Origin of the sequence: Denitratisoma sp. DHT3 (genome assembly GCF_007833355.1) — a bacterium.
Classification (GTDB): Bacteria; Pseudomonadota; Gammaproteobacteria; order Burkholderiales; family Rhodocyclaceae; genus Denitratisoma.
This window is the reverse complement of the sequence record NZ_CP020914.1, coordinates 1,484,147-1,506,963: the sequence shown is the minus strand read 5'-3', so window position 1 is coordinate 1,506,963 and position 22,817 is coordinate 1,484,147. Positions and strand designations below refer to the sequence as shown.

Annotated in this window: 19 protein-coding genes and 4 pseudogenes; 9 read left to right on the top strand and 14 right to left on the bottom strand. The window is 62.4% G+C overall.

Going from position 1 to position 22,817, the window contains the following annotated elements; translation table 11 throughout:
* The first annotated feature begins 48 nt into the window (after positions 1-48).
* Entirely contained in the window at positions 49-1,284 is a 1,236-nt protein-coding gene (locus B9N43_RS06875) for a tyrosine-type recombinase/integrase (protein WP_145841563.1), read from the top strand.
* A 34-nt stretch (positions 1,285-1,318) separates the two neighbouring features.
* Here B9N43_RS06875 and B9N43_RS06870 read toward each other — a convergent pair whose 3' ends face one another.
* From B9N43_RS06870 to B9N43_RS17555, 7 genes and pseudogenes are all read right to left on the bottom strand, one after another.
* Positions 1,319-1,579, bottom strand: a complete 261-nt coding sequence (locus B9N43_RS06870) for a helix-turn-helix transcriptional regulator (protein ID WP_145841562.1) — start codon at positions 1,577-1,579, stop codon at positions 1,319-1,321.
* Between the two features lie 427 nt (positions 1,580-2,006).
* The gene (locus B9N43_RS06865; RefSeq protein ID WP_145841561.1) at positions 2,007-2,978 is read right to left on the bottom strand and encodes a transposase; all 972 of its coding nucleotides are present in this window, start codon (positions 2,976-2,978) and stop codon (positions 2,007-2,009) included.
* Between the two features lie 38 nt (positions 2,979-3,016).
* A protein-coding gene (locus B9N43_RS06860) for an IS3 family transposase (protein WP_145841560.1) occupies positions 3,017-4,104 on the bottom strand; the annotation gives its coding sequence in 2 pieces (ribosomal slippage) (positions 3,017-3,843 and positions 3,843-4,104; 1,089 coding nt in all).
* 61 nt (positions 4,105-4,165) lie between these two features.
* A pseudogene (locus B9N43_RS06855) lies at positions 4,166-4,594 on the bottom strand (transposase zinc-binding domain-containing protein); the annotation flags it as partial.
* Positions 4,595-4,786: 192 nt separating this feature from the next.
* Complete coding sequence (locus B9N43_RS06850; protein WP_186454020.1) at positions 4,787-6,247, bottom strand: transposase; 1,461 nt, start codon at positions 6,245-6,247, stop codon at positions 4,787-4,789.
* A 192-nt stretch (positions 6,248-6,439) separates the two neighbouring features.
* Positions 6,440-6,634, bottom strand: a pseudogene (locus B9N43_RS06845) (hypothetical protein); the annotation flags it as partial.
* A 343-nt stretch (positions 6,635-6,977) separates the two neighbouring features.
* A pseudogene (locus tag B9N43_RS17555) lies at positions 6,978-7,775 on the bottom strand (GH36-type glycosyl hydrolase domain-containing protein); the annotation flags it as partial.
* 1,359 nt (positions 7,776-9,134) lie between these two features.
* Between B9N43_RS17555 and B9N43_RS17755 the strand changes: the two are divergent.
* Together B9N43_RS17755 and folP are read left to right on the top strand one after the other, a co-directional pair.
* Positions 9,135-9,812, top strand: a complete 678-nt coding sequence (locus B9N43_RS17755; RefSeq protein WP_145841556.1) for a dihydropteroate synthase — start codon at positions 9,135-9,137, stop codon at positions 9,810-9,812.
* Positions 9,813-9,923: 111 nt separating this feature from the next.
* Entirely contained in the window at positions 9,924-10,712 is a 789-nt protein-coding gene (folP, locus tag B9N43_RS06830) for a dihydropteroate synthase (RefSeq protein ID WP_145841555.1), read from the top strand.
* A 351-nt stretch (positions 10,713-11,063) separates the two neighbouring features.
* On the opposite strand, the gene B9N43_RS06825 is transcribed toward folP, so the two are convergent.
* From B9N43_RS06825 to B9N43_RS17170, 3 genes are read right to left on the bottom strand one after another with little or no spacing between them, the layout of a single operon-like run.
* Positions 11,064-11,999: a transposase gene (locus B9N43_RS06825; protein WP_145841554.1), complete on the bottom strand. Its 936-nt coding sequence runs from the start codon at positions 11,997-11,999 to the stop codon at positions 11,064-11,066.
* A gap of 23 nt (positions 12,000-12,022) precedes the next feature.
* Positions 12,023-12,283 (bottom strand): helix-turn-helix transcriptional regulator, encoded by a 261-nt coding sequence (locus B9N43_RS06820; RefSeq protein ID WP_145841553.1) that lies wholly within the window; start codon positions 12,281-12,283, stop codon positions 12,023-12,025.
* Positions 12,284-12,306: 23 nt separating this feature from the next.
* Positions 12,307-12,699, bottom strand: coding sequence for a hypothetical protein (locus B9N43_RS17170; protein ID WP_186454019.1), 393 nt, complete (start codon positions 12,697-12,699; stop codon positions 12,307-12,309).
* A 331-nt stretch (positions 12,700-13,030) separates the two neighbouring features.
* Between B9N43_RS17170 and B9N43_RS06810 the strand changes: the two genes are divergently transcribed.
* The 6 genes from B9N43_RS06810 to B9N43_RS06785 all read left to right on the top strand — a co-directional run bounded on the left by B9N43_RS06810 (position 13,031) and on the right by B9N43_RS06785 (position 20,511).
* Positions 13,031-14,188, top strand: coding sequence for a TolC family protein (locus B9N43_RS06810; protein WP_186454018.1), 1,158 nt, complete (start codon positions 13,031-13,033; stop codon positions 14,186-14,188).
* Complete coding sequence (locus B9N43_RS06805; RefSeq protein ID WP_145841550.1) at positions 14,185-15,756, top strand: efflux RND transporter periplasmic adaptor subunit; 1,572 nt, start codon at positions 14,185-14,187, stop codon at positions 15,754-15,756. The genes B9N43_RS06810 and B9N43_RS06805 overlap by 4 nt, the downstream gene beginning before the upstream one ends.
* A gap of 11 nt (positions 15,757-15,767) precedes the next feature.
* Positions 15,768-18,929 carry an efflux RND transporter permease subunit gene (locus B9N43_RS06800; RefSeq protein WP_145841549.1) on the top strand — a complete coding sequence of 1,054 codons (3,162 nt, stop codon included), beginning with the start codon at positions 15,768-15,770 and terminating at the stop codon, positions 18,927-18,929.
* A gap of 17 nt (positions 18,930-18,946) precedes the next feature.
* The gene (locus B9N43_RS06795; RefSeq protein WP_145841548.1) at positions 18,947-19,606 is read left to right on the top strand and encodes a hypothetical protein; all 660 of its coding nucleotides are present in this window, start codon (positions 18,947-18,949) and stop codon (positions 19,604-19,606) included.
* Positions 19,607-19,676: 70 nt separating this feature from the next.
* Entirely contained in the window at positions 19,677-20,102 is a 426-nt protein-coding gene (locus B9N43_RS06790; protein WP_145841547.1) for a hypothetical protein, read from the top strand.
* 16 nt (positions 20,103-20,118) lie between these two features.
* Positions 20,119-20,511 (top strand): hypothetical protein, encoded by a 393-nt coding sequence (locus tag B9N43_RS06785; protein WP_145841546.1) that lies wholly within the window; start codon positions 20,119-20,121, stop codon positions 20,509-20,511.
* A gap of 91 nt (positions 20,512-20,602) precedes the next feature.
* Here B9N43_RS06785 and B9N43_RS06780 read toward each other — a convergent pair whose 3' ends face one another.
* The 4 genes and pseudogenes from B9N43_RS06780 to lspA form a co-directional block, all read right to left on the bottom strand.
* On the bottom strand, positions 20,603-21,040 hold the full coding sequence (locus tag B9N43_RS06780) for a hypothetical protein (protein WP_145841545.1): 438 nt from the start codon (positions 21,038-21,040) through the stop codon (positions 20,603-20,605).
* Positions 21,041-21,081: 41 nt separating this feature from the next.
* Positions 21,082-21,858, bottom strand: coding sequence for a ferredoxin--NADP reductase (locus B9N43_RS06775; RefSeq protein WP_145841544.1), 777 nt, complete (start codon positions 21,856-21,858; stop codon positions 21,082-21,084).
* 42 nt (positions 21,859-21,900) lie between these two features.
* Positions 21,901-22,356 carry a protein-disulfide reductase DsbD N-terminal domain-containing protein gene (locus tag B9N43_RS06770; protein ID WP_145841543.1) on the bottom strand — a complete coding sequence of 152 codons (456 nt, stop codon included), beginning with the start codon at positions 22,354-22,356 and terminating at the stop codon, positions 21,901-21,903.
* A pseudogene (gene lspA, locus B9N43_RS17545) lies at positions 22,356-22,814 on the bottom strand (signal peptidase II); the annotation flags it as partial. The pseudogene lspA and the gene B9N43_RS06770, both read right to left, overlap by 1 nt.
* Between the last annotated feature and the right edge of the window lie 3 nt (positions 22,815-22,817).

Here is a 22,817-nt window from a genome sequence, read left to right as displayed (position 1 = left end):
ATTAGGGGATTTTGCGTTGACGGTATCGGCGACCGGGAAAGGGCCACCATGCTTACCGATACTCAACTGAAGAACCTCAAGCCGACCGGCAAGTTGTACAAGCTGGTCGATCGTGACGGCCTCTATGTGGCGGTTACCCCGTCAGGAGTTGTTTCCTTCCGATACGACTATCGACTCAACGGTCGGCGCGAAACTCTTGTTCTTGGTCAATACGGTCCAGAAGGTCTTACCTTGGGCGAGGCCAGGGAAAAACTGATCGGAGTCAAGAGGGAGATTGCTGAGGGGAAGTCACCGGCAAAGGAAAAACAGCGTTCGATTCAGAAGTCGAAAGCAGCCAAAACTTTCGGCGAGTTCTCGACTCTGTGGCTGAAGGAATATCGCATGGCGGACAGTACCCGGGACATGAGGAAATCTGTCATTGATCGCGATATCGAGCCCGAGTTTGGCCGACGCCTTCTCAAGGAAATCGCGGCTGAAGATTTGAGGGCACTGTGCGAACGGGTCAAGACTCAGCGCAATGCACCGGCAACGGCCGTTCATATCCGGGATATCGTTGCTCAGGTTTTCAGGTTTGCGATTGAACGTGGCCACAAGGTCGCAAATCCTGCTGATGATGTCAGGGCATCCTCGATCGCGACCTTCAAGCCCAAAGATCGGGCGCTTTCCCCAGATGAAATCAGGATTTTCTTCCAGGAGTTGGATTTGGTACCGACTCTGCCAACAATCCGGTTGGCGCTGAAGCTTGTTCTTCTTACGCTTGTCCGCAAGGGGGAGCTTCTCAATGCGACTTGGGATGAGATGGATTTCGTTGGCGCCAAGTGGACCATCCCCGCACAGAGAATGAAGGCCAGAAGACCCCATGTTATCTACTTGCCCGACCAAGCCATGGACATCATGATTGCGCTGAAGACTTGCGCAGGCGGATCCAATTTCATCTTGCCGTCCCGGTATGAGGGTGACAAGGGGATGTCCAACAATACCCTCAACCGCGTTATAACTGTCACGGTCGAGCATGCGAAGAAAAAGGATTTGCTGCTGGACGATTTCACCGTTCACGATCTCCGCCGAACGGGTTCAACGCTGTTGCATGAAGCGGGCTTCAATACCGACTGGATTGAGAAATGCTTGGCCCATGAACAGAAGGGAGTCAGGGCCATCTACAACAAGGCAGAGTATGCGGATCAACGCAAGGACATGCTCCAGCAATGGGCAAACTTGGTCGATGCGTGGATTGCTGGGAAAGAAATCACACCCATTCATCGCCCCTCCCGCGCGGCGGCGTAGAAATCAGAGGTTTCCGAGCTGGCTGGTGTCGGCGTCAGGCCTGTTTTCGGACAGGTCTGAATTTGCGTTTTTGGACATCCGGGGAAAGCTGTGATTGGATGAGGGCTGTGCGTCTTTCTTGGATCCAGCTCTCCACTTCGTCAAGGTCCCATACAACACAGCGTGGCGTCAGATGGAATCTATTCGGAAAGCCTCCCGACTTTTCGAGTCTGTAAATTGCCGAGTCGGAAAGCGGGATGAGACGAAGTAGTTCTTCGCGTCTGATCAAGCGCTTGACCTGAATTGGTTTGCTCATTGTCGATTCCTGACTATTCAGTACTATCGACAATTACAGCTTGCAATGGGGTGGTCCGGATTTCGAAATCGATCCAAAAAGGGCGCATTTCGAAATTCTCTCTCGGGAAGTTTGGAGTTTAGTGGTGTATTTGGTTCTCCTTGTCGGTTCTCGTTTTCATTCGGATGCGGTAAGATGGTCAGCAGATGCGCACCCTTATCGTCATTCTCCTGTCCGTTATTTTTAAGGATAGGAAATTCAACCGCCATCCCGGAAGTATCTCCGCACCCGTAACCCATCGTCAATTGGAAAATTGTCCGCAATCGCTCATTGCGCCGTGCAACAACCGGTGCCCAACCTTGCCCGAGGCCCGCAATACGCCCTCTGTCGGGCGTATTGCGGGCCTCGGGCAAGAGCGTTCCCGTCGGGCGGCGTTCGCCGCCGTCCGCTACCACGCGATCCGCTGATCGAACTCGAACTCGGGGATTGACTGCGCCAGCGGATCGGCGTGGCCCTGTCCCGCCGCCTCCCACAGCGGCGGGCCGCGCGCCGGGGCCAACTTGGGCGGTTCGATCGGCTCGCCCAGGTGCTGGAGGATCTTTCGGATCGCCTCGCCCTCGTCGATGAAGGCGATGATCCGCATCGCGCCGCCGCACTTTGGGCAGGTGAGCGGGAACACCTCGTAGATGCGCGCCAGCAAGAGCGCCCAGGCATAGCGCGCCGCCCGACGGATCGCACTTTCCTCCGCCACGGCATCGGCCTCGACCGAGGGTGGCTTCGGCGCCGCTGCCAGTGCCGTGACCGCCGACCGAAGGGGGGCATTCGGCGCCAGCACGCCGTAGTAACGATGCCGGTGGCGCCGGGGCGGCGGGATCAGCGCGGCGAGGCGATCGAGCAGTTCGAGGGGCGTCAGGATCTGGCTGACGCGCCCGCCCGGTCCCGGCTTGGGGCTCTCATAGACGAGGTGCTCCGCATCGATCTGCCGCAACCGTTCCTGCGCGAAGGCCGGGCGGGCGCAGTAGCGCAGCAGGCGCTCCCGCCCTTGCCGGTCGTCCCCTTCGATGCGCACGCCAGCGTCGAGCGAGAAGCCGCCGCCGTGCGCGCAGCGGCGCAGGGCTTCGCCCTCGGCCGAATCGAGCAGGCCGCGCCGAACGAAAAGACTGACGATCCGTTTGCGCAGCGTCGATTGCAGTCGCGCCAGCGCTTCCGCGCTGAGGTGCGTCTCCTCGAAATGCAGACTCGCGGCCTCCTTCCCCCAAAACATCCCATCGATCACGATGACATGGAAGTGAAGGTGAGCGTTCATCAGCGCGCCGAAGCGGTGGATGAAGACGACCGCGCCGATGCGTGCCGTGCCGTCGCCCGCCGGCAGGCTTTGCCGCAAGCCCTGCTCGATGGCGCGCAGAAAGCTGTGCAGCACGGTAATCCCCCCATTTTTAGGCGACGCCGCAAGTAGAGTTAAGCGGCCATGGCCAGCCGCTGTTTCGGGGTGAAGCCGCCCAAGGCCATGTGTGGGCGGTGATGATTGTAGTTGTACATCCAGCGGGTCGCTGCCAACCGGACTTCGTCGAGGCCTGACCACAGGTATTGCGACAGCCACTCGTAACGTACCGTGCGATTGAAACGTTCAACGTAGGCATTCTGTTGTGGCTTGCCGGGCTGAATGTAATCGATCCGGATACCCTGCCTGTCGGCCCAGGCCTGGATCAGGCCGCTGATGTTTTCCGGACCATTGTCACAGCGCAGGGCACCGGGCTTACCGCGCCACTCAATGATCTGGTCCAGCGCCCGGATGATGCGAGCGGAGGGCAACGAGAAATCGATCTCCATGCCCAAGGCTTCCCGGTTGAAGTCGTCGATGACATTGAATAGCCGGAAGTTCCGACCATCCTCCAACTGATCATGCATGAAATCCATCGACCAGACCTGATTGATGGCGAAGGGTACCGCGAGCGGTTCAGGCTTCTCCCTCTGAAGACGCTTTTTGGGTTTGATCCGCAGGTTCAGTTCCAACTCCCGATAAATCCGATACACCCGCTTATGGTTCCAGCGAAATCCCTTGACGTTGCGCAGGTACAGGTAGCACAAGCCGAACCCCCAGTTGCGCTGGTTCGTGGTCAGCCGGACCAACCAATCCTCAATTAGTGCATTCTCGGCGTCCTGCTTCGCTTCGTACCGGTAGCAGGTCTCGCTGATCGAGAATATGGCGCAGGCGGTTCGGATCGGCACTTTTCTGTCGGTAACGACTTGTTTGGCCATCTCGCGGCGGCGCGATGGCCTCACCACTTTTTTGCCATAGCCTCCTTGAGAATCTCGGCTTTGAGACGTTCCTCGGCGTACATCTTCTTGAGCCGGGCGTTCTCCAGCTCCAGTTCCTTCATCCGCGAGATCATCGGCGCATCCATGCCGCCGTACTTGGCACGCCACTTGTAGAACGTCGCCGAACTGATCCCCAGCTCCCGACACAACTCCGGCACCGACAGCCCAGCCTCAACGCGTTTGAGCGCTTCCATGATCTGGCTGTCACTGAATTTCGATTTCTTCATGCAGAACTCCCTCTCACGAGAAAATTCTACTTTCGCCGTCACTTAACCTGTGGGGGGATTACCGCACGGCGTTCTGCAGTTTGGCGTCGTCGAGGTGGTAGCGCAGCCGTTTCGGCAGCGAGAGCACCCACTGCCGCACCGGCAGGGCGGGGAAGACGTGATCGACCAGATGGGCGGCGGTTTCGACCATGCGCCGGGTGGTGCAAGAGGGGCAGACGCCACGACCCTTGCAGGAGTAGGCGACGATGAAATCGTGACCGCAGTCGGCGCAGCGGGCACGGGCAAAGCCGTGGGCGAGGATGCCGCAGTCGAGGTAGCGGCGGAATTCGCGTTCGCTCAGCGCCGGGACAGTGCGGCCCGCAGCGTCGTCCTGCAGCGCCAGCCAGGTGGCGAGATGCGTTTGCACGAGCCGGTAGAGCAGCGTTCGTTCCGGGCGCCGGCGTTGATAGACGGTCGCCTCTTGGCAGGGCTTTGCGGCTTGGGTGGGCATGCGCATCCTGATCGGGGGATCGGGATGGGAAACTGTATGCGCATACAGCTATCGAAGCAAGCCACCATGTCCGGCCGCCTTCGGGTGCCTGCGATGCTGTCCGAAAGTCGGCGCTGGCAACACGGCGCCGGGAATGGCACGAGATCCATTCCGCCGGATTCGCCGTTTGCGGGCGGCGAACGCAGCAGGCGCTCAGACCTTCACAAAGCTGATCTGCCCCTTCGTCGCTTCGACCTTCACACGATCCTTGGCGCCCAGCGTGCCGTCAAGAATTAGCCGCGAAAGCGGATTCTCGATGCGCTCCTGAAGCGGATCGGCGTGGCCCTGTCCCGCCGCCTCCCACAGCGGCGGGCCGCGCGCCGGGGCCAACTTGGGCGGTTCGATCGGCTCGCCCAGGTGCTGGAGGATCTTTCGGATCGCCTCGCCCTCGTCGATGAAGGCGATGATCCGCATCGCGCCGCCGCACTTTGGGCAGGTGAGCGGGAACACCTCGTAGATGCGCGCCAGCAAGAGCGCCCAGGCATAGCGCGCCGCCCGACGGATCGCACTTTCCTCCGCCACGGCATCGGCCTCGACCGAGGGTGGCTTCGGCGCCGCTGCCAGTGCCGTGACCGCCGACCGAAGGGGGGCATTCGGCGCCAGCACGCCGTAGTAACGATGCCGGTGGCGCCGGGGCGGCGGGATCAGCGCGGCGAGGCGATCGAGCAGTTCGAGGGGCGTCAGGATCTGGCTGACGCGCCCGCCCGGTCCCGGCTTGGGGCTCTCATAGACGAGGTGCTCCGCATCGATCTGCCGCAACCGTTCCTGCGCGAAGGCCGGGCGGGCGCAGTAGCGCAGCAGGCGCTCCCGCCCTTGCCGGTCGTCCCCTTCGATGCGCACGCCAGCGTCGAGCGAGAAGCCGCCGCCGTGCGCGCAGCGGCGCAGGGCTTCGCCCTCGGCCGAATCGAGCAGGCCGCGCCGAACGAAAAGACTGACGATCCGTTTGCGCAGCGTCGATTGCAGTCGCGCCAGCGCTTCCGCGCTGAGGTGCGTCTCCTCGAAATGCAGACTCGCGGCCTCCTTCCCCCAAAACATCCCATCGATCACGATGACATGGAAGTGAAGGTGAGCGTTCATCAGCGCGCCGAAGCGGTGGATGAAGACGACCGCGCCGATGCGTGCCGTGCCGTCGCCCGCCGGCAGGCTTTGCCGCAAGCCCTGCTCGATGGCGCGCAGAAAGCTGTGCAGCACGGCGTTCTGCAGTTTGGCGTCGTCGAGGTGGTAGCGCAGCCGTTTCGGCAGCGAGAGCACCCACTGCCGCACCGGCAGGGCGGGGAAGACGTGATCGACCAGATGGGCGGCGGTTTCGACCATGCGCCGGGTGGTGCAAGAGGGGCAGACGCCACGACCCTTGCAGGAGTAGGCGACGATGAAATCGTGACCGCAGTCGGCGCAGCGGGCACGGGCAAAGCCGTGGGCGAGGATGCCGCAGTCGAGGTAGCGGCGGAATTCGCGTTCGCTCAGCGCCGGGACAGTGCGGCCCGCAGCGTCGTCCTGCAGCGCCAGCCAGGTGGCGAGATGCGTTTGCACGAGCCGGTAGAGCAGCGTTCGTTCCGGGCGCCGGCGTTGATAGACGGTCGCCTCTTGGCAGGGCTTTGCGGCTTGGGTGGGCATGCGCATCCTGATCGGGGGATCGGGATGGGAAACTGTATGCGCATACAGCTATCGAAGCAAGCCACCATGTCCGGCCGCCTTCGGGTGCCTGCGATGCTGTCCGAAAGTCGGCGCTGGCAACACGGCGCCGGGAATGGCACGAGATCCATTCCGCCGGATTCGCCGTTTGCGGGCGGCGAACGCAGCAGGCGCTCAGACCTTCACAAAGCTGATCTGCCCCTTCGTCGCTTCGACCTTCACACGATCCTTGGCGCCCAGCGTGCCGTCAAGAATTAGCCGCGAAAGCGGATTCTCGATGCGCTCCTGAATCGCGCGCTTCAAGGGCCGCGCGCCGAACACCGGGTCGAAGCCGGCTTCGGCGATCAGCGCCAGCGCGGCGTCGCTGACTGTAGTCCAGCGTGATCTGATCGGGCGCATAGGCCACCGAGATCCAGCGTGTGCGGTAGCTGAAATCCTCTCCGGGCAGTTTGGGATCGACTGTAATGCCCGAGGCCGTGGGCTGGATGCCCGCCATCGTAGTAGCCATATACAGCGGTGCCGCGTCCGAGTTCATGTTGGCCATCGGGAAATCAATCATCGCCGTGGCAATGTGCTCGAAGGTCTGACCTGGGCGGGTGGCATAGTGCGCGTTGTAGCTGTCCGGGCCACTCCAGATGCCGTACCAGATGTCCGGGTAGGCGCGGGCGTGCGCTGCGTAGGTGCCACGCAGCATGGACTGCCATGCTTTATCCGGGTCCAGTGTGGCGTAGGCCGGCACAGTCCACATATGCACCGCCGGCCAGATGCCACCATTTACGTCCCAGCCGGGCGTGAGCACCGCGGCGGCCTCCTCGGTGGGTGGGTACATCTGCAGTGGACCGATCGGGCTGGGCTCGTCCAGCGTGGTCCAGATATTGTCGATCAGTTCGCGGCGCTGCTCCACACTGCCCAGCTCGGCCAGCAATGCCCAGGGCTGATGCTCCAGGAAGATGCGATCTGTGCCGCCCAGCGGGTCATCCGGCCCGCCGTAGCCGCGCAGGTACCAGCCGGCCTGCGCGTCCCACGCGGACTGCGTAGCCGTCGCCAGAGTCACAGCCCACGCGCTCATATGAGCACTCAGGGTGGCGTCGGCGGCCGCCACGGCCTCGGCGGCCATGGGCAGCACATAGGCGCCCATCGCCGTATTGTAGACACTCTCACCTGAGCTGAGGGCGGTTTCCTGATCCTGGCTGTGAAAAATTACACCGTCCGACCAGTCGCCCGTACCCACCCGCAGCAGCCCATGGGGACCGAAGCCCGTAGTCTCCGCCACGTGCCGCAGCGCCACGCGCAGGTGCTCCAGCACCGTGCGTGTACCGCTCTGCAGCGGCCCGATGTCCACGGCCACCGCCTCGTCCAGAAAGTCAAAATCACGCGTGGCCAATACGTAGTAGCTCACACCCAGCAGGATAAATAGGTCCAGGTCGGTGGACTCGGTGTGGATCACGGCATCGTCGTAGATGCCGTAGCCGGAGACGGCGTAGTAGCGGTGGCCGCTGGTATCCACCATCTGCAGGCTGTAGCGCAGCAGATCCCTGGCCAACTCCGGATCCACCAGCGCCAGCGCCACCACGAAGTGAATATAGTCGCGCTGGGCACCGTCCAGTCCATGCAGGTACAGGTAGGCCGAGCCCTGGCCGATGACTTGATTTCCGGTGGCGCCATCGTACATCGTCGATTGACGGATCTGTCCGGCATGCCACTGCAGCTCGCGGCTGAGCCAGTCCGGAATCTGCGCGCCATGCAGGTGCAGGCCCTCGGCGTACAGAGCCGCCGCAGCCTGTTCCGGCTCACCCGGCGCAGTAGGGATCGTGGTGCCGAAGCTGGCGGCAACTGTCTGGCTGGCACCGGGCTGCAGGGTGAGCTGCCAGCGCAGGGTCATGGGAGTAGGCAAGTGCACGTCCCCGGCGGTCTCGACGGGTGTGCCACCGGTCGTGAGGGCTGCCAGTATCAGGGGTGGGTAATAGCCCAGGTCGGCGGGTGCCGTGCGCGGGGCGCGCGCAACTGCGGGTACGATCTGCTGGCTAGTTGCATCCACAGTTCGGGCAAAATCTGTCGCATCGCGGAACTCGGCGCGGTCATCGAAGGCTGATTCGTTGGTCAGGCCATAGAGCATCGGAATCATCGCAGCGCTCCAGCGCTCCTCAAACTCCACAGTCACACTGGCATCCGACATATTGCGCAGAGTGGTGGTGGCGACCAGTGCCTGCTCATCCGAGTCGGGTGCGTGCAGGGTGCGTGTGATCTCGAGCTCGACGGAGCCACTGCGGACCTGCGTAGGTGCGAAGCGCACAAATCCAAGCCCAAACTCAGCCTCAGTGGTGTAGGTGGCACCCACCCCTGCGGAGGGTATGGCAATGCGCTGGCCATCGGGCAGTACGACCGCAGCGCCGTCCGCCAGATGGGCCTGGCGGATGGGGTCGCGGGTCAGCCACAGCAGGCCCGGGTCGCGGATGATGATGTCGGCGCCGCCCTCTGGACGGACAAAGGCATTCAGGCTCTGGTTGCCGATCAGGTGCATGTGCAGGTCGGAGGTACCGTAGCTGGTGGTGTAGGTCACACCCTCAGGCCGGGTGTAGTTAAAGACCGGGCCCAGAGCCGAATCCATGGTCCAGTGCCCGAATTTGCCTCCGTCGCCGGGGGTCAATACGGGTGCGGGATTGGGCACGCGCGTTTCGGTGCAGGATGCCAGTGGGAGCAGGCAGAGCAGGAGGACGGATATTTGTTTGTGCATGGAACGACGCCCCGTAAGCCCTGATTATTTCACCAAACCAATCTCGTTGCCATGCGTGCGTGAGTGTAGCGTAGGGGCAAGGCATGCCTTGCCCCTACGCTACACGCCCGATATCCAATCTGGCATACTGAGCCTGTGACCGCGATCATCGGCATCGTCAATCTGACCACGGACTCCTTCTCGGACGGGGGGCACTACCTCGACCCGCAGCGCGCGCTGCAGCACGCCCGCGAGCTGCTGGGGCAGGGCGCCCACTATGTGGACCTGGGCCCGGCCAGCAGTAACCCCGATGCCGCGCCCGTCAGTGCCACCGAGCAGATCGCACGGCTGGCGCCCGTCGTAGCGGCGCTCGAGCACAGCCGCATCAGCGTAGATGCCACAGAGCCGCAGGTGATCCGCTGGGCGCTGGGGCAGCAGCTGGCCATCGGGCAGTACGACCGCAGCGCCGTCCGCCAGATGGGCCTGGCGGATGGGGTCGCGGGTCAGCCACAGCAGGCCCGGGTCGCGGATGATGATGTCGGCGCCGCCCTCTGGACGGACAAAGGCATTCAGGCTCTGGTTGCCGATCAGGTGCATGTGCAGGTCGGAGGTACCGTAGCTGGTGGTGTAGGTCACACCCTCAGGCCGGGTGTAGTTAAAGACCGGGCCCAGAGCCGAATCCATGGTCCAGTGCCCGAATTTGCCTCCGTCGCCGGGGGTCAATACGGGTGCGGGATTGGGCACGCGCGTTTCGGTGCAGGATGCCAGTGGGAGCAGGCAGAGCAGGAGGACGGATATTTGTTTGTGCATGGAACGACGCCCCGTAAGCCCTGATTATTTCACCAAACCAATCTCGTTGCCATGCGTGCGTGAGTGTAGCGTAGGGGCAAGGCATGCCTTGCCCCTACGCTACACGCCCGATATCCAATCTGGCATACTGAGCCTGTGACCGCGATCATCGGCATCGTCAATCTGACCACGGACTCCTTCTCGGACGGGGGGCACTACCTCGACCCGCAGCGCGCGCTGCAGCACGCCCGCGAGCTGCTGGGGCAGGGCGCCCACTATGTGGACCTGGGCCCGGCCAGCAGTAACCCCGATGCCGCGCCCGTCAGTGCCACCGAGCAGATCGCACGGCTGGCGCCCGTCGTAGCGGCGCTCGAGCACAGCCGCATCAGCGTAGATGCCACAGAGCCGCAGGTGATCCGCTGGGCGCTGGGGCAGCAGCTGGCGATGCTCAATGACATCCGCGGTTTCGGTGAGCCGGCGCTGTGGCCTGAGTTGGCGCGCGCGCACTGCCAGCTGGTAGTTATGCACTCGCTGGCCGGGGCACTGGTGGCCGACCGCCGCGATGTGGAGCCGGAGCAAGTCTGGCAGAGTGTCATCGATTTCTTTGATCGCCGGATTGCGGCTCTTACGGGCGCGGGTATCGCGCGCGAGCGCCTGATCCTTGATCCGGGCATGGGATTTTTTCTGGGGGCTAATCCGCAGGCCTCGGTGCTGCTGCTGCGGCGTCTGCCCCAATTGCGGGAGCGCTACGGGTTGCCGCTGTATGTATCGGTATCGCGCAAGAGCTTTCTGGGTGCGTTGGTGGGCGGTCGCCCGGTGGCGGAGCGGGCTGCGGCTACGCTGGCTGCGGAGCTATTTGCATTCGCCAATGGAGCGGACTACATCCGCACGCACGATGTGCAGGCCTTGGCAGATGGGCTGCGGGTGCAGAATGCGTTGGGGTAGAGTGCGTTCAAGTCCCCGTGGTCAATGCCCGTTGGCAGACTTCGGGAACAGAGAAAGGCTAATTGCAAGGGGTCGGAACTTGCTCTGCTATGATGGCTAAATGTTTCTAATCTTAGATAATCGCAGTCGTTAGGTCGCATGAGTAGTGACGGATAGGAAATTCAACCGCCATCCCGGAAGTATCTCCGCACCCGTAACCCATCGTCAATTGGAAAATTGTCCGCAATCGCTCATTGCGCCGTGCAACAACCGCTGCCCAACCTTGCCCGAGGCCCGCAATACGCCCTCTGTCGGGCGTATTGCGGGCCTCGGGCAAGAGCGTTCCCGTCGGGCGGCGTTCGCCGCCGTCCGCTACCACGCGATCCGCTGATCGAACTCGAACTCGGGGATTGACTGCGCCAGCGGATCGGCGTGGCCCTGTCCCGCCGCCTCCCACAGCGGCGGGCCGCGCGCCGGGGCCAACTTGGGCGGTTCGATCGGCTCGCCCAGGTGCTGGAGGATCTTTCGGATCGCCTCGCCCTCGTCGATGAAGGCGATGATCCGCATCGCGCCGCCGCACTTTGGGCAGGTGAGCGGGAACACCTCGTAGATGCGCGCCAGCAAGAGCGCCCAGGCATAGCGCGCCGCCCGACGGATCGCACTTTCCTCCGCCACGGCATCGGCCTCGACCGAGGGTGGCTTCGGCGCCGCTGCCAGTGCCGTGACCGCCGACCGAAGGGGGGCATTCGGCGCCAGCACGCCGTAGTAACGATGCCGGTGGCGCCGGGGCGGCGGGATCAGCGCGGCGAGGCGATCGAGCAGTTCGAGGGGCGTCAGGATCTGGCTGACGCGCCCGCCCGGTCCCGGCTTGGGGCTCTCATAGACGAGGTGCTCCGCATCGATCTGCCGCAACCGTTCCTGCGCGAAGGCCGGGCGGGCGCAGTAGCGCAGCAGGCGCTCCCGCCCTTGCCGGTCGTCCCCTTCGATGCGCACGCCAGCGTCGAGCGAGAAGCCGCCGCCGTGCGCGCAGCGGCGCAGGGCTTCGCCCTCGGCCGAATCGAGCAGGCCGCGCCGAACGAAAAGACTGACGATCCGTTTGCGCAGCGTCGATTGCAGTCGCGCCAGCGCTTCCGCGCTGAGGTGCGTCTCCTCGAAATGCAGACTCGCGGCCTCCTTCCCCCAAAACATCCCATCGATCACGATGACATGGAAGTGAAGGTGAGCGTTCATCAGCGCGCCGAAGCGGTGGATGAAGACGACCGCGCCGATGCGTGCCGTGCCGTCGCCCGCCGGCAGGCTTTGCCGCAAACAGAGCGGGCTGGTGCCAGTGGTCAGGCCTGTTTCCGGACAGGCCTGAATTTGCGTTTTTGGACATCCGGGGAAAGCTGGGATTGGATGAGCGCTGAGCGTCTTTCTTGAATCCAGCCCTCCACTTCGTCAAGATCCCAGACAACGCAACGTGGCGTTAGATTGAATCTATTGGGAAAGCTACCGGACTTTTCGAGCCGGTAAATTGCCGAGTCGGAAAGTGGGATTAGACGAAGTAGTTCTTCTCGTCTGATCAAGCGCTTGACCTGTATTGGTTTGTTCATTGTCGATTCCTGACTATTCAGTACTATCGACAATTACAGCTTGCAATGGGGTGGTCCGGATTTCGAAATCGATCCAAAAAGGGCGCATTTCGAAATTCTCTCTCGGGAAGTTTGGAGTTTAGTGGTGTATTTGGTTCTCCTTGTCGGTTCTCGTTTTCATTCGGATGCGGTAAGATGGTCAGCAGATGCGCACCCTTATCGTCATTCTCCTGTCCGTTATTTTTTCGCTGAACGCTGCTTTTGCGGCCGTGGCGGGTGTGTGCGACGCTATCGATCATCTCCCGCAAGGTGGGTCTGAGCAGCACTTCCATGTAGATCAGCACAGTCACAGCGTTTCGGAGACGATGGCCGATGAGCGTGCGAACGGCGATACGGATACACAGCAAGGCAAGAAGTCTTCGGGTGGTCATTGTCATGCGCATAGCACAACGGCAACCGCTGTAACCGCATCTAATTTGGTTTCATCGCCGAACCTTGGCCACCACGTTTTAATAGCACCTCCCTTATCCCCGTTTGCCTCTTTTATCCCGGCAGGGCTTGATCGTCCGCCGCGAGATTCCCTCGCCTGATTCGGCGGGGCGCTTTCCCTAGGCATTAGTTTTTCCACCCCACCCGTAGTTCGGGTTGCGGTGACGTCCCGTCGAAATCCCTTGCTTTCAACATTCGTTGAGGATTTCGATGTTTACCCTACATCCCAGTTTCTGGCGCACGTCAGCCTTAGCTATGGCTATTGGACTGCTATCGCCCTTGACCAGCCTGGCCGCGCCTTTGACCGAGGGCGAAGCGCTGCGCCGCGCGCTGGCGCGTCCCGAACTCGCCGAACTGGCCCGCGCACGGGTCGCCGAAGCGGATGCCGATGTGGTCGCGGCGAGCACCTGGGCAAACCCTGCGCTGGAATTCTCCCGCGATAAAACCGGGGCATCGCGCGAAACGGCCTGGCGCCTGGCCCAGCCGCTCGATGTCTCCGGGCGCCGTGGCTTGCGGCAGGACGCGGCACGCCTGCGGCTCGACGCCACAGAAGCCGACACCCGTACCGGGCGTGTGGAGCGTGCGGCCGAGGTACGCCGCAGTTTTCATGAGGTACTGCGGCAGCAGTTGGCCGTGAATGTCATGGACGCCTGGCGGGCGCGCTTCGCGGTCATCGGCAGCGTAGTCGACAAGCTGGCGCGTGCCGGGGATGCCTCGGGCTATGACCGGCGTCGATTGGCGCGCGAACAGCAGGCGGCCGAAGCCAAGACGGCCGAAGCACGCGCAGGGCTGGAACGCAGCCGGGCGCGGCTGGCCGCACTGATCGGATCGGAACCCACGGAGGAAGGCGTCAGCGGGGCGTTACTGCCCACGCTGCCCGCCGGTTTGCCCGCGTTGCAGGCGCGCCTGGCGCAACGCCCGGACCTGGCCGCGCTAGCGGCCCGTGCGGAAGCCGCGAATGCCGACCACGCAGCGGCGCAGCGCAACTTTCCCGAGCTGACGGTCGGCATCGGCGGCAAGCGCACCGACGACGGTCTGCTGCGCGAATCAGGCACGCTGTTTTCGGTCTCGATGGCCTTGCCGATTTTCGACCGACAGCAGGGCGCCGAGCAACGCAGCGCGGCGCAGGCCCAGGCGGCGCGAGCCGAACAGGCGCTGACCAGACAGAAGGCCGAGGGCGAGCTGATCGGCCTGCATCGCCAGTTGGTGCAGTTGATTGCCGCCGCCGAGCGCTACCGCCGCGAGGCCGTGGCTCCCTCCGCCGACCTGGTGCGCATCGCCGAAACCGCCTACCGCGCCGGCGAATCGACCATCCTGGAACTGCTCGACGCCTACAAAGGCGCGCTGGAAGCGGAAACCACGGCCCTCGATCTCGAAGGCAAAGCGCGCGATGCGCGCATCGAACTCGATCAATTGACCGGAAGCCATCCCGAATGAAGACTCCATCCATCGCCCCGCAGGTATCGCTGATCGCGGGCCTTGTCGCCCTGTCCCTGCTCCTGTCCGCTTGCGGCGACAAAACTACCGCCAAGGACGATCACGGCAGCAAGCCGGCGGCCACCGCGCAGGCTCACGACGAGCCGGAAACCCTGACCCAGTTCACCGACCAGACGGAGCTTTTCCTGGAGTTCCCGCCCCTGGTCGTCGGCAAGCCGGCAACGCTGGCTGCACATCTGACGCGACTTGCCGACTTCAAGCCAGTCGCGCAAGGCAAGCTGACTATCGTGCTCGCTGGTGAGAAGGCTGCTGCCGACGAGCGTTTTATCGTCGAGGCCCCGGCGGTGCCTGGCATTTTCCGGGCAACAGTGACCCCCACCATTATTGGCGAGCGCGAGTTGAGCGTGATCCTGGAATCGGATCTCGGCACACTGACGCACGATCTCGGCCCGGTGACCGTCTACGCCGATATGAACGCTGCCAAGTCCGGACATGGCGGCCACGCGCATGACGAGGAAGGCATCCCCTTCAGCAAGGAACAGCAGTGGAAGATCGATTTCGCCACGGCGGAAGCGGTCAAGGGCACGGCGCGCACCGCGATTGCCGCCACCGGCACGATCCGGGCGCCAGCGGGCAGCGAGGCGCAACTGGTGGCGCCGACCGCTGGCGTGCTGCGCGCGGTCAACGGCTTTCCGCGCATCGGGCAGGCGGTCAAAAAAGGGCAAGTGCTGGCCGTGCTCGGCCCGCGCCTCGGTGGCGATAGCGATCAGGCCAGCCTAGAGGCGGCGGCCGGCAAGGCGCAGGTGGCGCTCGAACAGGCCCGGCGCGAACGCGAGCGCATGGAGCTGCTGTTCAAGGAAGAGGCCGTCGCCGAGAAACGCCTGCTCGATGCACGGGCGAATGAGCGCACGGCGCAGGCCGAAGTGCAGGCGGCCACGGCTCGGGCGCAGCAACTCGGCGGCAGCGGGGGCATTGCGCTCAAGGCGCCGATGGATGGCATCGTCGCCGAGGTAACGGCCGCCGCCGGGGCTTTCGTCAATGAGGGAGCGCCGCTGCTGCATATCGCCAACACCGGCAAGCTCTGGCTCGATGCGCGGGTGCCGGAAAGCGATATCGGCCGCCTGGGCAAGCCGACCGGCGCGGCCTTCACCGTCGATGGCTACGATCAGGGCTTTGCCATCGACATCGGCCGCAATGGATCGCTGATCGCCGTCGGCGGCATGGTCGATGCGCAGACGCGCACAGTGCCGGTGATTTTCGAATTTGCCAATCCGGAACGCTTGCTGCGGCTGGGGCTGACGGCCCGGATTCAGGTCTTTGCCGGCGGCGGGCAGGAGGCGGTATTGATCCCGGCCAGCGCGGTGCAGGACGAGAACGGCGCTCAGGTGGTCTATGTGCAGATCGGCGGCGCACGCTTCGAGCGGCGCATCGTGCAGACCGGGGCGCGCGACGGTAACCGGATTGCGGTGATCTCCGGGCTGGAAGCGGGCCAGCGGGTGGTCAGCAAGGGCGCCTATCTGTTGCGTCTGTCGACCAGCAAGGCCGCTGCCGCCGGCCACGCGCACTGAGTGCCACGAACATGATCGGTCAAATCATTCAGTGGTCGCTGCGTAACAGCCTGTTTGTCATTTTCGGCGGTTTGTTGCTGCTGGCCTGGGGCGGTTACCAGACCGCGCGCACGCCGGTGGACGTGTTTCCCGACCTCACCGCGCCGACTGTGACGGTGGTCACCGAAGCGCACGGCATGGCGCCGCTCGACATGGAAAGCCTGGTCACCTTTCCCATCGAAACGGCGCTGAACGGGGCGCCCGGCGTGCGCCGGGTGCGCTCGGCAACCAAGGTCGGGCTGTCGACCATCACGGTCGAATTCGCCTGGGGCACCGATGCCTATCTGGCGCGCCAGGTTGTCGCCGAGAAACTGCAACTGGCGAAGGCTTCGCTGCCGCCCGGCATCGAGGCGCCGGTGATGGCGCCGGCGGCGTCGATCATGGGCGAAATCATGTTCATCGCCCTGACCTGGGATGACCCGGCAAAAGTCGGCGCTGGCGGGACGGTGGTACTCAAGAACACGGCCGACTATGTGCTGCGCAAACGCCTGCTGGCGGTGCCCGGCGTCGCCGAGGTGTTGCCCATCGGCGGCGATTTGCAGCAGTTCCAGGTGACGCTGAAACCAGAGCGGCTGGCGGCCTACGGGCTGACCATCGATGAGGCGATCAAGGCCGTCGAGGGCGCCAACAGCAACGCGGCGGCGGGCTACTACGCCGAGAACGGGCAGGAATACCTGATCCAGGGCATCGGCCGCATTACCAAGGTGGACGACATTGCCGAAGCGGTGGTGGCGATCAAGCACGGCCAGCCGGTGCTGATCCGCCATATCGCCGAGGTGACGCTGGGCACGGCGCCGGTGCGCGGCGTCGGCTCGACGCGCGGCAAACCGGCGGTGGTGCTCGGCGTGCAGCGCCAGCCGGCGGCCAACACGCTGGAGCTAACGCGGCGGCTGGATGCCACCATGGCCGACATTCAGAAGTCATTGCCGGCGGGGATGAAAATCGAAACGCGCTTGTTCCGCCAGGCAGACTTCATCGAAGTCTCGATTGCCAATCTGATGGCGGCGCTGCGCGACGGGGCGATTCTGATCATCGCCATCGTCTTCGCCTTCCTGCTCTCGGTGCGCTCGACGGCGATCACGCTGGTGGCGCTACCGCTGTCGCTGGTGGCGACCGTCCTGTCGCTCAAGCTGCTCGGCGCGACGATCAACACCATGACCCTGGGCGGCATCGCCATCGCCCTGGGCGCGCTGGTGGACGATGCCATCATCGTGGTCGAGAACGTGGTCCGGCGCCTGCGCGAGAACCACCTTAAGGACACCGGGAAACGTGAATCGACCATGCACGTGGTGTTTCTGGCGACCAAGGAAATTCAGGGGTCCATCGTCTTTGCCACGCTGATCATCATGCTGGTGTTCGTGCCGCTGTTCTTTCTCTCGGGTATCGAAGGGCGCCTGATGGTGCCGCTCGGGCTGGCCTATGTCATCTCCTTGTTTGCCTCGTTGCTGGTGTCGATCACGGTGACGCCGGTACTGGCGTCGATGTTCCTCGGGGCCTCCAGGGAAATTACCGCGCCGCACGAACCGCGCTTCGTGCACTGGCTGCGTGCAGGCTATCGCCGGATGCTCGACAGAACCGTGAAGCGCTGGCAAGCGATTGCCGTCGGCAGCGCGGCCCTACTGGTGGTGTCTCTGGCGGCGCTGGGCATGGCCGGACAGTCGTTCCTGCCGGATTTCAACGAAGGAACGCTGACGGTCGGCGTCGAGACCCTGCCCGGCACCGCGCTGGCGGAATCGGCGCGGCTCGGGCAGTTGGTCGAAGAGGTCTTGCTGACGCATCCCGAAGTGATCGCCACCGCGCGCCGCACCGGCCGTTCGCCGCTCGACCCGCATGCGCTCGATGTGCATCAGTCGGAACTCGAAGTCAGCCTCAAGATGGGGGCGCGTAGCAAGGAACAATTCCTGGGCGCCCTGCGCGAAGACTTTGCCCAACTGCCCGGCGTCCAGGTGGTGGTCGGACAGCCGATTTCGCACCGCATCGATCACATGCTGTCGGGCAGCCGGGCCAATATCGCGGTGAAGATTTTCGGCAACGATCTGGCCGAGTTGCGCACGCTGGCGCAGCAGGTCAAGGGCGTGATGGAAAAGGTCGAAGGGGCGGTGGACGTCCAGCCCGAACAACAGACCGAGATTCCGTTCCTGACCGTCACGTATCGGCGCGAGGCGCTGGCACAACATGGGCTCTCGGCAAAGGAGCTGTCCGAGAATATCGAGGTGGCGTTCAACGGCGTCGCGGTATCCAAGGTGGTGCAGGGGCAGGCCAGCTTCGATCTGGTGGTGCGCTATGACCCGGCCACGCGCGACAACCTCGACACGATCCGCGCGACGCTGATCACCACGCCGAGCGGGGCGCGTTTGCCGCTCTCGGCGCTGGCCGAGATCCGCAATGATCGCGGGCCATATTTCATCAACCGCGAGAACGTACAGCGCAAGATTGTCGTCATGGCCAACGTCGCCGGACGCGACTTGAAGAGCGTGGTCGAAGAGATGCAGGCGAGCGTGGCCAAGGACGTGAAACTGCCGGCGGGTTATCACATCGAGTTCGGCGGTCAGTTCGAGTCGGCGGCGGAAGCCTCGCGCGTGCTGCTGTTGCTCGGCTCGGTGGTGGTGGTGGGCATCTTCCTGCTGCTGTTTGTCGCCTTTCATTCGGCGCGCGACGCCTTCCTGGTGATGCTCAACCTGCCGCTGTCGATCATCGGCGGCGTGGTCGGCGTGTATCTGGCCGGCGGCGTGGTGACCATCGCCTCGATCATCGGTTTCATCACCCTGTTCGGCATCGCCACCCGCAACGGGGTGATGATGATTTCGCACATCCACCACCTGATCGAGCATGACGCCGTCAATGACGTTGCGGAGGCGGTCACGCGCGGTGCCGAGGAACGCCTGATTCCCATCTTGATGACGGCATTGGCTGCTGGCCTGGCGCTGGTGCCGCTAGCGCTGTCCGCCGGGCAACCGGGTTCCGAGATTCAGGCGCCCATGGCAGTGGTGATTCTGTGCGGACTGATTTCGTCCACCGTGCTCAATATGCTCGTGGTGCCCGCTCTTTACTTACGGTTTGGCGCGGTACGCGACGAACTCGAGAGTGGCCAAGTCTTGCGTCGTCGTACTACCGACACCCTTATTGATGGATGAATAAAAGGAGATTCAAAATGAAAAAAACACTATTGTCTGCGCTGCTCGTGGCGGGGCTGGTTGGCTGTGCCGCTTCACCTGATTTGCCATCGACATATACGCTGGACTCCAACCGACCCGAGGGATTGGCCATCGTCTCGTTGACGCTGAGCGGCAAGCCGCTGGAAAAGGTCTCGGGCTACGAATATCGGATCAGGGAAGTATTACCACGCGGAGAAGCCTATGCCGTGGTTTCGCAGCATTATGCGTCGGCGCGACAGCATGCGCGGTCGGTACAGGACGAGGGTAAAGATCGCCCGGTCACGCATTCGGTAGTGGTCAAGGGACCGAATAATATTGATGCGCTCGATATTCAGGACGCTGGCAAAGCAACGGGGCGATTGGCTGCGCTTCGGTTGTCACCGGGCGACTATGAATTCCATTCGTGGCAGGTGCGCGAGCCTAGCACGTATGGAGAAACCGAGTACAGGCCGGCTCGTGAATTTGTTTATCGCTTCAGCATCAAGCCCGGCGAGGCGACGTATATCGGCCGCCTGAATCTCCATCTGAGTTCAAGAAATACCGAGCGAATCACGGTCAATGATCGGCAGGTTGAGGACATGAGTTTGCTCGGACAAAAATACCCTGCACTTCGTGCGGCAAAAATCGTCGCGGCGGTGGGAATTCTTCAGCCTTGAGGAATCGATAGGGCACGTCTCGAAAACCAAAAGTATGTCGTCGTTCAATTGTTCCAAAGGAGAACTGAAAATGAAGCTGAGAAATGGAGTGGCCATCCTGGGGATGGCAGTAGTTTTGGCTGGGTGTGGCGCACATTCCCATATGCTGACCAAAGACTCTGCGCCGCAATTGCTCAAAGGGGAATTTAGCCATGGACAGACCAATCGGCTGACGCTCGAGTCCGCCGATCGGCAATACGAAGCCACGGGATTCACAGTCGAGAAACACATGAACTGGGCCGAACTGTCGCGCCGCTACCGAGGCACCGATCCCAAGCATTGGGACCGCATCTTTGCAGGTCACGACAAGGACCATGAGACTTACTCGGCGGAAGCCAAGGCGGTCGCCAAGGACGGCGCCGAGTTGAACTGCCGGCTGGCATGGCCGTCGGGCAAGAATCCCCAGGGAATTTGCTCGGACAAGGCCGGCAAGGAATTCGCTGTCCGTTTTGACTAACCAGGAGAAAATACCCATGTTGCGTAATTTAATCCCCACCGCCGTTACCTGCCTCGCCCTCGGCATCGGCGCAATCGCCCATGCAGCAGACAAGCATGGTCACGATCACAAACCACAGCATGGAGGCCTAATCGCAGAAGCGGCCGACCTGGACTTTGAGCTGGTGGCGAAGACTGACAGCCTGACTCTCTACGTCGCCCACGATGGCAAACCGGTGGCGACCGCCGGCGCAAAGGGAACCGCGACGGTGGTTGCCGGTAGCGAGAAAATCGCCGCCACATTCGAGCCGGCCGGCTCGAATACGCTGGTGGCCAAGGGGAGTTTCAAGATGGGCGTCGGCGTGCGTGTGGCGGTTGCCGTCACGCTGGCTGGAAAGCCGGAGGCCAAACTGAATTTTCGTCTGAAATAGTCATACTAATTACCCGCCAGCATCGACTGTTCAGAACGAAGTCGGTTACATGTATTCCACTGCTGCGGTCGCAGCGGAATACGGGAGAGCCCTATTTCTCAAAAGAGAGATAGAAAAGAATGCCGTTGTCTTTCCTCGACGGCCCCACTCCTATGGGGAAACTCACCCCTGAAACCATTTGCCAGCCGGATGCGTAGTTCGTGGCGTGGCGCAGGCCCGGATTGAGGAAGGCGGTTTTTTCCCAGGCCTTCGAGCCGTCGGCTTGAACCGCCTGATTCTCGTTCCTGACGTACTCCACCAGGAAGTTCAGGGTTTCCGAATGCAGGTACACCAGACTGGCGCCATGGTTGGTGCCGCGAATATCCGCTCTCACGCCAGATGCCTCGCGGGCCTTGGGCGTATAGGTGGCGCCGGCATTCCAATGGCTGACCCATTTGTCGGCGAGATCGACGCTGAGCGGGATATTGACTTGGTAGCCCGTGGCGCCATTGCCTAGCCCTTTCTTGTACTGGCCGGTGGGCAGGTTCATCGGCCGAGAAGTTCTATGCGGTCAAACGTAGGGATAGTCAGTCACTGTTCGACAAACGCCCGCTCGATGACGTAGTCGCCAGCGACACCGATATGCGGTGAAATCTGGAACCCGAAGCCATTCAGCATCGACGAGATTTCCTTCAACATTGCCGGACTGCCGCAGATCATTCCGCGGTCGGTGGCCGGGTCGAGTGGTGGCTCACCAAGATCATCAAAGAGCTTGCCCGACAGGATCAGTTCGGTTTGCCGTCCTTCGTTGCGGAAAGGTTCGCGCGTTACCGTCGGGTAATAAATCAACTTGTCGCGGATGAGCTCACCCAGGTATTCGTGTTCCTTGAGGTCTTCCTCGATGTAGTCGTGATAGGCCAGTTCGTTGGTCCAGCGCACGCCGTGGATCAGGATCACCTTCTCGAAGCGCTCATAGGTTTCAGGGTCGTGAATCAGGCTCATGAACGGGGCCAGTCCGGTGCCGGTGGCGAACATGAACAGTCGCCGGCCGGGTTTGAGATCGCGCAATACCAGTGTTCCGGTGGGCTTTTTGCTAACCAGCAGGGGGTCGCCCACTTTCAGATGCTGCAAGCGCGATGTCAGCGGCCCATTCTGGGCCTTGATGCTGAAGAACTCTAGATGCTCTTCATAATTTGCGCTGGCAATGCTGTAGGCGCGCATCAGCGGCTTGCCATTGACTTCCATGCCGATCATCACGAACTGACCATTGGTGAAACGCAAACTCTGATCGCGCGTGGTGCGGAAGGTAAACAGGGAGTCGTTCCAGTGATGGACGCTCACGACGCGTTCGGTTCCCAGTGTGCTCATTGAATCTCCTGAATCGGAATAAAAATTGACGGTAAAAAAATCTCAGCGGGAAAATTTCAGTTCGATGCTTCGTTCCAGCGGCGGATAACAGATACCCAACGCTTCGTTGCAGCCCTGGAAATAGGCAATCAGCGTCATCCCGCCGGCCGATGGCTTCCTGTCCAGCGCGATGTCCGCGCGAACCGTTTCCTTGTAGACCTCGATTCGCCCGAAGAAGGGGTCGTCCTTGATTTCGCCGGACGACAGGACAACGTCCCGGATGCCGACGCCTGGTGAATTCTTCAAGGCAAAGCGGGTCTTGCTTTTGTACAGATAATGCTTTTTCGCCGGAATGATTTCCACGCCGATCACGTTGGCGCTTTTGTGCTTTGCGGTGACAACGAAGGCTTGTTCCGGCGGCAGCGGTTGCTCCTGCGCCGCCAATGCGGGCCGAACCATGGCAAAAATGGCAAGCAGGCTCGTTGCCGCTGCCTTCGATATAACAATACGCGGCTTCATCAAGTTGTAGCTCCATGTCCGGGACTCCGGCAAACGCTGCCGGCAGCGAGAAAAAGTCCGACGCCGAGCGTGATTGCAAGGTCGGCAAAATTGAAAGCCGGCCAGTGCCAGCCACCCCAATGAACGTCGAGTGAATCGACGACGTAACCGCGAAATACGCGGTCGGCCAGGTTTCCCACTGCGCCACCCAGAATCAGGCAGTACGCGGCGGCCTCCGGTTGCTGGCGCGGCTTGAGCAATGCCAAGGCGAGCCACGCCGAAATACCGGTCGCCAGCGCAATGAAGAACCAGCGCTGCCAACCGCCTGCGTTGGCCAGAAGGCTGAATGCCGCGCCGGTGTTCCCTACATGAACAAGATTGAAGAAGGCTGTCACCGGAATGACTTGGGCATACTCCAGCCTGGCCTCGACGAGTTGCTTGGTTCCCTGATCGAGCAGGGCGATGGCCAGCGCGGTGCACCA